This window comes from Actinoplanes utahensis (assembly GCF_016862455.1).
Lineage (GTDB): Bacteria > Actinomycetota > Actinomycetes > Mycobacteriales > Micromonosporaceae > Actinoplanes > Actinoplanes utahensis.
The window spans coordinates 1-11,044 of sequence record NZ_BOMZ01000004.1 but is presented as its reverse complement, the minus strand read 5'-3'; the positions used below and the strand labels follow the sequence as shown (position 1 = coordinate 11,044).

The 11,044-nt window shown below is 72.0% G+C and carries 10 protein-coding genes; 8 read left to right on the top strand and 2 right to left on the bottom strand.

Annotated elements, in window-relative coordinates:
* From Aut01nite_RS01840 to Aut01nite_RS01815, 5 genes are all read left to right on the top strand, one after another.
* On the top strand, window positions 1–188 hold a 188-nt coding region (locus Aut01nite_RS01840), incomplete at its 5' end, for a hypothetical protein (protein ID WP_204037403.1).
* A 351-nt stretch (window positions 189–539) separates the two neighbouring features.
* Window positions 540–980, top strand: coding sequence for a YciI family protein (locus Aut01nite_RS01835; RefSeq protein ID WP_043532465.1), 441 nt, complete (start codon window positions 540–542; stop codon window positions 978–980).
* A gap of 155 nt (window positions 981–1,135) precedes the next feature.
* Complete coding sequence (locus tag Aut01nite_RS43165; protein WP_043532396.1) at window positions 1,136–2,527, top strand: RNA polymerase sigma factor; 1,392 nt, start codon at window positions 1,136–1,138, stop codon at window positions 2,525–2,527.
* A gap of 163 nt (window positions 2,528–2,690) precedes the next feature.
* Entirely contained in the window at window positions 2,691–3,218 is a 528-nt protein-coding gene (locus Aut01nite_RS01820) for a CGNR zinc finger domain-containing protein (RefSeq protein WP_043532399.1), read from the top strand.
* A gap of 218 nt (window positions 3,219–3,436) precedes the next feature.
* Window positions 3,437–4,459 (top strand): hypothetical protein, encoded by a 1,023-nt coding sequence (locus Aut01nite_RS01815; RefSeq protein ID WP_052164512.1) that lies wholly within the window; start codon window positions 3,437–3,439, stop codon window positions 4,457–4,459.
* A gap of 44 nt (window positions 4,460–4,503) precedes the next feature.
* On the opposite strand, the gene Aut01nite_RS01810 is transcribed toward Aut01nite_RS01815, so the two are convergent.
* On the bottom strand, window positions 4,504–5,880 hold the full coding sequence (locus Aut01nite_RS01810) for an MFS transporter (protein ID WP_201775639.1): 1,377 nt from the start codon (window positions 5,878–5,880) through the stop codon (window positions 4,504–4,506).
* Window positions 5,881–5,969: 89 nt separating this feature from the next.
* Here Aut01nite_RS01810 and glgX point away from each other — a divergent pair, with 89 nt between their 5' ends.
* Window positions 5,970–8,078 (top strand): glycogen debranching protein GlgX, encoded by a 2,109-nt coding sequence (gene glgX / locus Aut01nite_RS01805; RefSeq protein ID WP_043532401.1) that lies wholly within the window; start codon window positions 5,970–5,972, stop codon window positions 8,076–8,078.
* Here glgX and Aut01nite_RS01800 read toward each other — a convergent pair.
* The gene (locus tag Aut01nite_RS01800) at window positions 8,061–8,444 is read right to left on the bottom strand and encodes a MerR family transcriptional regulator (RefSeq protein WP_043532403.1); all 384 of its coding nucleotides are present in this window, start codon (window positions 8,442–8,444) and stop codon (window positions 8,061–8,063) included. The genes glgX and Aut01nite_RS01800 overlap by 18 nt on opposite strands.
* Window positions 8,445–8,522: 78 nt before the next feature.
* Here Aut01nite_RS01800 and Aut01nite_RS01795 point away from each other — a divergent pair, with 78 nt between their 5' ends.
* Together Aut01nite_RS01795 and Aut01nite_RS01790 are read left to right on the top strand one after the other, a co-directional pair.
* Window positions 8,523–9,596, top strand: a complete 1,074-nt coding sequence (locus Aut01nite_RS01795) for a glycoside hydrolase family 32 protein (protein ID WP_043532405.1) — start codon at window positions 8,523–8,525, stop codon at window positions 9,594–9,596.
* Between the two features lie 64 nt (window positions 9,597–9,660).
* On the top strand, window positions 9,661–11,044 hold a 1,384-nt coding region (locus Aut01nite_RS01790; RefSeq protein WP_204037401.1), incomplete at its 3' end, for a fibronectin type III domain-containing protein.

The following is an 11,044-nucleotide window of genomic DNA, read 5'->3' as shown; positions in this document are numbered from 1 at the left end:
CGATCTTGGACGATAGACCACCGGAATCGATGGCTAATCGTCCAAGATCGCGGCGCGAGGTCGATAAACGCCAGTCCGGCGAGGCGGCGGGGCGGCGGGGCGGCGGGGCGGCGAGGCGGCGGGGCGAAAGCAGGAAGAAGGCTCGTTTTCGATGGCGGATCGATCACGATCTCGGTGGTCGCCGCTGAAGCGGCTCACGACTTCGAGGAATTGACGAGAGCAGTAGAGAGAGCCGAGCAGAAGGTCCCGGTTCACCGCGGCCTCACAAGATCGACAAGGAGTCGGACCATTTGGCCGGCAGGCTCAGCACTGAGAGCCAGCCGGTTGCATCGGGCGCCCGGTTGAGATCCAACGGCCGCGCAGCTGGCCTTCGGTGGGGCCCGCCATGACGCGAGGTGGCGGGCCGAAGGGACGAGAAGCCTGGTGGCGGGCCGAAGGGACGAGAAGCCTGGTGGCGGAAAATTTCGGGTGGGGTGTCGAAGAGGGTGAGGGCTGTTCGACGCGTTGGGGAGAAGACGTTCGGGAGTGAGGAGACGGCGATGCGGTTCATGGTGATCACCAAGGCGAGCGCGGCGAGCGAGGCGGGGGTCATGCCCAGCAGCGAGGACATCGACAGGACGGGGAAGTTCATCGAGGAGTTGGTCGACGCCGGGGTGCTGCTGGCGGCCGAGGGGATCCACCCCAGCGCCGAGGGGGCCCGGATCTACTTCGACGGGGAGCGCAAGACCGTGGTGGACGGGCCGTTCGCGGAGACGAAGGAGTTGATCGCCGGGTTCTTCCTGGTGGAGATGAAGTCTCTGGAGGAGTGCGTCGAGTGGTTCAAGCGCTGCCCGATCCAGGTGGGCGATGGGGAGAGGACGAACATCGAGATCCGGCAGCTGTTCACGGCGGAGGACTTCGCTGCGCACCTGACCGCCGAACAGCAGGAGGCGGTGCGGCGGCGGGAGGAGAACGCGGCGCCGGCCTACCGGTCGGCGTAGTCGCGGCCGATTCGCCGGGGACGGCACACGAGGGTCGGGCCGGTTGCTCCGACCCGCTCGTGCTGCCGGGTTCGGTGTGTGGGGTTCGGATGGCGGCGACGGCCGGACTCCGCAGGCCGTTGCGACGGGGCCGCTCGGTGCGGTAAGGGACAGGTGTGGCCACGGATACCAACCGCGCGATCGAAGCCGTCTGGCGGATCGAGGCGGCCCGGCTCATCGCCGGGCTGACCCGCCTCGTCCGGGACGTCGGCCTGGCCGAGGAATGCGCGCAGGATGCGCTCGTCGCGGCGCTGGAGCAGTGGCCGGGTGAGGGGGTGCCGGACAATCCGGGCGCCTGGCTGATGGCCGTGGGGAAACGCCGGGCGGTGGACCGGATTCGCCGCGACGAGACGTTCCAGCGCAAGATCGAGGAGGTCGGGAGGGGGCTCCCGGACGCCGGTCCGGACGTCGGGGAGATGGTCGCCGAGGACGACGGGATCGGGGACGACCTGTTGCGGCTGGTGTTCGTGGCCTGCCATCCGGTGCTGTCCACGGAAGGGCGGGTCGCGCTGACGCTGCGGCTGCTCGGCGGGCTGACCACCGGGGAGATCGCCCGGGCCTTCCTGGTGCCGGAGGCGACCGTGGCGCAGCGGATCGTACGAGCCAAGAAGACCCTGGCGGCTGCGCGGGTGCCGTTCGAGGTGCCGCGCGGTGGTGAGCTGGCGGAGCGGTTGTCCTCGGTGCTGGAGGTCGTCTATCTGATCTTCAACGAGGGATACGCGGCCACCGCCGGGGACGACTGGATGCGGCCGGCGCTGTGTGAGGACGCGCTGCGGCTGGGCCGGATCCTGGCCCGGCTGGCCCCGCGCGAACCCGAGGTGCACGGCCTGGTGGCGCTGATGGAGATCCAGGCGTCCCGGGCGGCGGCCCGGATCGGCCCGGGCGGCGCGCCGATCCTGCTGGCCGACCAGAACCGGGCCCGCTGGGACCGCCTGCTGATCCGCCGCGGCCTGGACGCCCTGACCCGAGCCGAGGACCTGATCGGCGCCGAGCGCGGGGCGCGGGCCGGGGACCTGGTCGGTGGCGAGCGGGCTGGGGACCTGATCGGCGGTGAGCGCGGGGCGCGGGCCGGGGACCTGGTCGGTGGCGAGCGTGGCCGGGTGCGGGCCGAGGGCCCGGCCGGTGGCGGGGCCGGGCCGTACGTGCTGCAGGCCGCGATCGCCGCCTGTCATGCCCGGGCCCGCCGGTTCGAGGACACCGACTGGGTGCGGATCGCCGGGCTGTACGAGCGGCTGGCGCGGCTGACCCCGTCCCCGGTGGTCGAGCTGAACCGGGCGGTGGCGCTGTCCATGGCGTTCGGGCCGGCGAGCGGGCTGGCGCTGCTCGATCGACTGGCCGCCTTCGGGGCGCTGCGTGACTACCATCTGCTGCCCAGCGTGCGCGGTGACCTTCTGCTCCGGCTGGGCCGTCCCGGCGAGGCGCGGGTGGAGTTCGAGCGGGCGGCGTCGCTGACCCGGAACGCACGGGAACGGGCCCTGCTGTCAGCTCGTGCCGCGGCCTGCGGGTGACCGGTCCCGTGCCGTGGCGAAGGGGTCGGCGAGCAGACGCCAGCGGCCGCATGCGCAGTGCTGATATCGCACGCGGCCCTCGCTGGTGACGTGACTCGAGCGGGTGTGCCAGACGTGTTCGGTGGTGGATCGATGCATGACCCCAGCGTGCTGTAATGGTCTTATGCACATCAACCCTTACGGGGAGGAGCCGGTACGTCTGGCGCTCGACCTGGTCAACGACCCGCCGCCGACCGCCGCGCTGCTGGCGGCCCGGTGCGCGGATGCCGGGTTCGTCATCGACGTTCCGGTCCGTGACGAGGACCTCGCCGGGACAGCGGCCTTCCTGACCGACTGGCTCGGTGTGGTCGACGCGCCCGACGACACCACCCGCGCGGCCCGGCTCAACACGCTGCTCGCCCGGGCGTCGGCGCATCCGCGCCTGACCGATCACGCCGGGGACGGCTGGCATGTGCACTACCGGGATCCCGGCCTGCCGCTGGCCGCGGCGCTGCGTGCCCTGGTGAGCGTCGGGACCGCCCTGCATCTGGCGGGCCGCGGCATGCACCGGCTCGGCCGGTGCGCGGTCACCGACTGCGATCGGCCGTACGCGGACACGAGCCGCACCGGCCGGCAACGCTACTGCTCGGTGGCCTGCGGCAACCGCGACGCCGTCCGCCGCCACCGCAGCCGCCGCGCGACCGCGAGCTGAGCAGCGGGACCGGGCGACCGCGGGCTGAGTAGCCGGACCGGGTGACCGCGGGCCGAGCAGCAGGACCGGGCGGCCGCGGGCTGAGCAGCAGGACCGGGCGGCCGCGGGCCGAGCAGCCGGACCGGCGTACCGCGGCGAGCAGCCGCCGCATGACTACCGATGGGGGCGCCGGCCGGGCGCCGACGAGGGCATGGAACCGGATCGCTTAAGATCGATCGATGTTCCTCGGTGCCCGTGTCATGATCAGGACGATGTTCGGGGAGCCGCTGCCGGACGCCCCGGAGTTCGAGTCCGGGCGCATCGCCGGCGACGACCTGGTGCAGCAGGCCCGGGACCGGGCCCGGCAGGGCGACTGGCAGGCCGCCCGTTACGCCTTGGTGGACGCCGGTGACGACTGGGAGGTCCGTGGCCGGCGGGTCGACGTCCTCAGCGAGGCCGCCGCCGAGGACGACCGGTGGCTCACCGCGTGGCTGCGCGACGCGCCTTCGGACCCCGGTGCGGTGCTGCTCGAGGCGGCGCAGCTGAACCAGCGGGCGTGGACGGCGCGGGGTGGCGCGTCGGCGGCGAACACGTCACCGGAGCAGTTCCGCGACTTCGCCCGGCTGTCCTCGGCGGCCGCGGAGGTGGGGCGGCAGGCGATGGCGCTGGCGGGGCCGGACGATCCGGTGCCGTGGGCGGAGATGCTGAGCACCATGTACGCGAGCCGCAGCGTCTACGAGACCTCGTTCGGTGAGGTGTTCGCCGAGGGGCGGCGCCGGGATCCGGTGAACTTCGGCCTGCATCACGCGGCGGTCGGGCTGCGCTGCGCGAAGTGGTACGGCTCGCACGACCTGATGTTCGCCACGGCCCGTGAGGTGGCCGGCGCCGCGCCGCCCGGTGCCGCCGCGGTGCTGCTCCCCTTGTCGGCGCACTTCCAGTACGCGTTGCGCGAGTTCGCCTGGGGCACCGACCGGGATCGTTCCCGCAAGCTGGTGAGACGCTACTTCCGGGAGCCGGAGGTGCGCCGGGAGGTGGACGGGTGGGCCGCCAGGTGGCAGGCGGGCACGCCGGGCCCGGCCCGGCTCGGGACCTGCCGGCAGTGGCTGGCCGTCTACTACACCCTGCTGGGCCTGCGCCCGGAGGCGAAGGCCCAGTTCGACGCCCTCGGCACCCATGTGCGGCCGGCTACCGTGTGGTCCTGGTTCTGGGGCGAACGCCGGTACGGCTACCTGCGCAGCTGGTGGTGGGCGAACGGGGTGTGAGGGGCCGCCACGCCCGTGCGGCGCGTTTCGGCCGGAAGCGGCGCCTACCTCGCGCGGTGGTCACGGGACCGTTCGGTGGCCCGTACCCCATCATGGTCTTGAGGTGAAGCGGTGCTCAGGTGGCCGATGAGCAGGACGGCCACCGCCAGGCCGACCATGATCCACCAGCCGGCGTGGGCGCTGCCGATGGAGACGGCGCCGATGACCGCGACGCCGAGAGCGGTGCCGACCTGGCGGCTGGTGGAGGCGATGGCGGCGGCGACGCCGGCCTGGGCGCGGGGCATGCCGGAGACTGCCGTGTCGGTGATCGGGGTGTTGACCATGCCGAAGCCGAAACCGAAGAGCAGGTAGCCGGCGAACAGCTGCCACGGCGGGGTGGCGGCGCTCGCCTGGGTGAGCGGGAGCAGGCCGAGCGCCATCGACGTGCCGGCGATGTGCAGCGGGAGCCGGGTGCCGCGGCTCGCCACCAGGCGGCCGGAGAGCGGGGACGCGATGATCGTCATGGCCGCCATCGGCAGGGTGTAGAGGCCGGCGTGCAGGGCGGACAGGCCGCGGATCTCCTGCAGGTAGAGGGTGTTCAGGAAGAGGAACCCGCCGAGGGCGGCGAAGGCGCAGACCGCGATCACGGTGGCGCCGCTGAACCGTGGGCTGCGGAAGAGGCGCAGTTCGATCAGGGGTTCCGCACGGCGTGGCTCCCATCGGAGCAGGGCCAGGAGGGCGAGTACGCCGAGGGTGAAGCAGCCGACGATCTCCGGTGCGGTCCAGCCGGCCGCCGGGCCCTCGATGATGCCGAAGGTGATCGAGGCGAGCAGGGTCAGGACCAGGATCTGGCCGACCGGGTCGAGGCGGCGGGCGTGCTCGGCGCGGGACTCCGGGATGAACCGCCGGGCCAGCAGGAACGCGGCGATGCCGACCGGCACGTTGATCCAGAAGATGGACCGCCAGCCGAACGAGTGCACCAGGAAGCCGCCGGCCAGCGGGCCGAGGGCCATGCTGAAGCCGGTGACCGCGCCCCAGACGCCGATGGCGCGGGCCCGTTCGCGGGTGTCGGTGAACGTGTTCGTGATGATCGACATGGCGACCGGGTTGAGCATCGAGCCGCCGACGGCCTGCACCATCCGGAAGACGATCAGCCAGGTCAGCGACGGCGCCATGCTGCACAGCAGCGAGCCGGTGGTGAACAGGGCGAGCCCGGCCTGGAAGACCCGGCGGCGGCCGATCCGGTCCCCGGTGGACCCGGCCAGCACCAGCAGACTGGCCAGGACCAGGGTGTACGCGTCCAGGGTCCACTGCAGACCGGACACCGGGGCGTCCAGGTCGTCGCGGATCGCGGGCAGGGCGATGTTCACGATGGTGACGTCGAGGCTGATGATCAGCAGGCTCATGCAGCAGATGGCCAGGACGAGGTAGCGGCGGGGCACCCGCCGTTTCTACCCGGTATCGCCGGCACGAGACCCGGGGGACGTTGATCACAGTTTTCCGGTGGGCCTGGATTGGGCAAGCTGGGCGCATGCATATCTGGCCGGGAAATCCGTACCCGCTGGGGGCCACCTACGACGGTGGTGGCACGAATTTCGCCCTGTTCTCCGAGGCCGCGACCCGTGTCGAACTGTGCCTGTTCGACGACGACGGCAAGGAGACCCGGATCGACCTGCCGGAACGTGAGGCGCTGGTCTGGCACGGCTATCTGCCGCGGGTGGTCCCCGGGCAGCGGTACGGCTACCGGGTGCACGGGCCGTACGAGCCGCAGTGGGGGTTGCGCTGCAATCCGAGCAAGCTGCTGCTCGACCCGTACGCGAAGGCGATCGACGGCGGTTACCAATGGGACCAAGCGCTTTTCTCGTACAATTTCGGTGATCCGGAATCTTATAACGACCTCGACTCGGCGCCCTTCTCGCCCAAATCAGTCGTGATCAACCCGTATTTCGACTGGGGCAACGACCGCCCGCTGAAGATCCCGATGTGGGAGACGGTCATCTACGAGGCCCACGTCAAGGGCATGACCATCCAGCACCCGGACATCCCGGAGGACGTCCGCGGCACCTATTCCGGCCTCGCCCACCCCGCGATGATCAAGTACTTGAAGAATCTCGGGGTGACCGCCGTCGAGTTGATGCCGGTGCACCAGTTCGTCCACGACAGCGGGCTGATCGAGCGCGGCCTGACCAACTACTGGGGCTACAACACGATCGGGTTCTTCGCCCCGCACAACGACTACTCGTCGTTCCCCGAGGGCGGCGGGCAGGTGCAGGAGTTCAAGGCCATGGTCAAGGCCCTGCACAAGGCCGGCATCGAGGTGATCCTGGACGTGGTCTACAACCACACCGCCGAGGGCAACCACCTGGGCCCGACCCTGTCGTTCCGGGGCATCGACAACCCGGCGTACTACCGGCTCGTCGACGAGGACAAGCGGTACTACTACGACACCACGGGCACCGGCAACAGCCTGAACGTGCGGCACCACGAGTCGCTGCGGCTGATCATGGACTCGCTGCGGTACTGGGTGACCGAGATGCACGTGGACGGGTTCCGGTTCGACCTGGCCGCCGCGCTGGCCCGCGAGTTCCACGCCGTGGACCGGCTGGCCGCGTTCTTCGACCTGGTCAACCAGGACCCGGTGGTGTCGCAGGTGAAGCTGATCGCCGAGCCGTGGGACGTCGGCGACGGCGGTTACCAGGTCGGTGGGTTCCCGCCGAACTGGACGGAGTGGAACGGCAAGTACCGCGACTCGATCCGGGACTTCTGGCGCGGTGAGCCGTCCAGCCTCGGCGAGTTCGCGTCCCGCTTCACCGGCAGCTCCGACCTGTACGAGGTCGACGGCCGCCGGCCCATCGCGTCGATCAACTTCGTGACCGCGCACGACGGGTTCACTCTGCACGACCTGGTGTCGTACAACGAGAAGCACAACGACGCCAACGGCGAGGGCAACCGCGACGGCGAGAGCCACAACCGGTCCTGGAACTGCGGCGTCGAGGGCGAGACCGACGATCCGGACGTGATCGTGCTGCGCGAGCGGCAGAAGCGCAACTTCATGGCGACGCTGCTGCTCAGCCAGGGTGTCCCGATGATCGCGCACGGCGACGAGCTGGGCCGCACCCAGGGCGGCAACAACAACGTCTACTGCCAGGACAGCGAGATCGCCTGGATGGACTGGGAGGGCGCGCGCCTCGAGGACGTGCTCACCGGGTTCGTCCGGCGGCTGCTGAAACTGCGCGCCGAGCACCCGATCTTCCGGCGGCGGCGGTTCTTCACCGGCGAACCGGCCGGCGACTCGAAGCTGCCGGACATCGCCTGGCTGCGCCGCGACGGCGAGGTGATGACCGAGGCGGACTGGAACACCCGCAGCGGCATGACCATGACCGTGTTCCTCAACGGCAACGGCATCCCGGAACGCGACGCTCTCGGCGAGGAGATCAAGGACGCCTCGTTCCTGCTGCTGTTCAACCCGCTCGACGAGGACGTCGCGTTCACGCTGCCGGACAAGGATTACGGTCGGACCTGGGAGATCGCGGCCAACACCGCCGATCCGCTGCTGGCCGCCAAGCGCAAGACCGCCCGTGCCGGGTCGAGGTTCACCGTGACCCGGCACACCCTGGTCGTCCTACGCTGCCGGTACTGACTCCTGGGCCGCCGGCACCGACCGGTACCAGGCGATCTTCTCGCGGACCCGTTTCTGCTCGCGCCGCAGCTGCTCGACCTTCGCATCGATCTCCCGATCGTGCTCCTCGAGCAGCGCGGTGCGCGCCTCGGCGCCCGCGTCGCCCAGCGACAGCAGCTCGGCGAAGCGCCGCAGCCGGGCGATCGGCATGCCCGAGTCACGCAGGCAGCGCAGCAGGCCGAGCCGGGACAGGTCGTCGTCGGAGAAGATCCGCCGGCCGGTCGACGTCCGCTGGATGCCGTGCATGAGGCCGATCTTCTCGTAGTAGCGGATCGTGTCGATGCTCACGCCGAGCCGTTCCGCCGTCTCTCCGGGGGTGTAGGGCATAGCGGTACGGTAACCGCTCTCCCGGGTTGGCAGGCGTCCCCACTGGTGCCGGACGCCGCCGCGATGCGAGGGTGAGGCATGGAACGCGTACCGCGGCCCCGGCTGCATTTCACCCCGCGCGCGGGCCGCCTCGGCGACCTGTTCGGCGTGCTGACGTCGGGCCGGCGGTATCACGTCTACTACGAGCACCGCGACCTCGGCGGGGCGCCCTCGGCCTGGGGGCACGCGGTCTCCGACGACCTGATCCTGTGGACCGAGCAGGACGCCGTCCCGGCGATCGGCGACGCCCGCTGCGGCACGGTGGTGGCCGGGCCGGACGGTCCGGTGCTGTTCCACACCCGCGGCGGCGGGCAGGTGGCGCGGGCGGTCGCCGACTACGGGCCGGCCGGGTGGCGCCTCGACCCGCCCGGCGCGCTGCTGACCGGGCCGCCGTCCGGGGCCACCGGGCTGCGCGATCCGTACGTCTGGTGGGCCGGCAGCGGCTGGCGGATGCTGCTCAGCGGCCGGGTGCGCGGCGCCGCCGTGGTCCTGCAGTACCACTCCGCCGACCAGCTGCGCTGGAGCTACGACGGTGTGCTCGCCGCCCGCGACGGCGCCGACTGGAGATGCCCGCGCCTGTTCCCCCTGGACGACACCTGGGTGCTGCTGGTGTCCACCGGTGACGAGACGGCGTACGGGATCGGCGATTACGACGGCCAGCGCTTCACCGCCCGCGCCTGGGGCTCCTTCACCCGGGAGCGGCTCGGCCCCGCCGCCACCTTCGTCGACTCCGCCGGGCGGCGCTGCGTGCTGGTCCGCCTCGGCGAGGAACCGGCCCGCCCCGGCTCGGCGTGGGCCGGCATGCTCAGCCTGCCGTGGGTCCTGTCGGTCCGCGGCGACCGGCTGATCGCCACCCCGCACCCCAACCTGGACCCCTACCTGATCAGCGGCGGGACCGGGCTGACCGCCACCGGGGGAGAGGTCCGCGACCACGGCGATCTGATCCTCACCATGCCCACCGGCGGCGAGACGACCCTGTTCGCCGACGCCGACATCGTCGAGGTGACCGTCGAGGGGGTGAGCGGGCTCGGTGTGGCCCGCCGGACCGGACCGACCGTCCCCGGTGTCCGGTTCGCCCGGTTCGGTGGTGGCCCTTCGGGGACGAGGAGCTAAGCGGGAGCGAAGTGGTGCCGATCACGTTTGACGTTCGTCAGCGCAGACGTGAACGGAGAACCGAATGCCGAGCCGACGCGCCGCGGTCACCACCGCGGCCGGGATCCTGCTCGCGGCCCTGCCGCCGATCGCCGCCTCCGCCGGCACCCCGGAGGACCTGCCCGGCTCGTGGGCGGCCACCTGTGTGGAGCCGTCGTCGAGATACTGCATCGCCTCGGCGACGGTCACCCCCACCGGTGGCGCCGCCACACCGCTGACCGGCGCCGGGCTCACCGCGACGGCCGCCACCGTCGCCGACGACACCGGCGACTGGGTGCGCTGGGCGGTCACCGGATGGGCCGGCAAAGCGGCCGCCGTCACCGGGGGCACCGTCGAACTGGTGATCAACACCGGGCCGTTCGTGCCCCGGTTCACCAACGCCACCGCGGCCGGGCTGCGCGTCACCCGGACCCGGACCGACGGCAACCACCTGCTCCGGATCACCGGGCGGGCCGCGCCGACCGCGTGGACCGGCGACGCCGACTGCACGGCCGGGAACTCGTGCGGGGACACCGACACGACGGCGGCGGCGACGGAGCACCGGTTCGAGGGACGGACCCAGGACCTCGACGGGTCGGCGGGGGCGTACGCGGCCGCACTCGACGGGGCCTACCTGGCCACCGACGCGCAGGCCCGCTCCGACCTGCTCACCTACGACCCGGACGGGCAGCCGCCGCTGAGCCTCGGGGTGCTCGGGAACCCGCAGCTGGACGCGAACGGCGTACCGGTCCGCAACTTCGTCACCCTGTACCTGCCCGGCGCCTGGTTCCTCGCGCAGTCGACCACCGCGTCAGGTGCCCGGGCAACCGGGTTCGACCTGGTCACCAGTGGAGAGGCCACGGTCAGCCGGGCGCTGGCCACGACCCTGGAGGACGGGGGCGTACGCATCGAGGCGCCCGCCGTCGGTCTCGGCGCCGACCTGGCCGGCGCCGCCCTGCACCTGCGCGCCTCCCGGGCCGCGCCCGGCGCCACCGTCCCGGCCGCGCCGCGCGCGGTGACCGCCACCGGCGGCGTGGGAACGGTCACGATGCGCTGGCAGGCGCCGCTGTCCGACGGCGGCTCGGCGATCACCGGCTACCGGGTCCGGGCCTACGCCGCGTCGAGCGGCGGGCCGGTGGTCTCCTCCTGCGAGACGGCGACCACGAGCTGCATGATCGAGGAGCTGGTCGCGGACACCGTCTACCACGTCGCGGTGAGCGCGGTGAACGCCCTCGGTGAAGGCGACCCGGCGGCCCGGGCCGAGATCCGGTCCGCCGACGGCGCGACCTCGACCCCGGAGCCGACCGCCCCCGAGCCCGACGTTCCGTCGCCGGTGTGGCCGTCACCCACGACCGAGCCGTCACCCACGACCGAGCCGTCACCCACGACCGAGCCGTCACCCACGACCGAGCCGTCACCCACGACCGAGC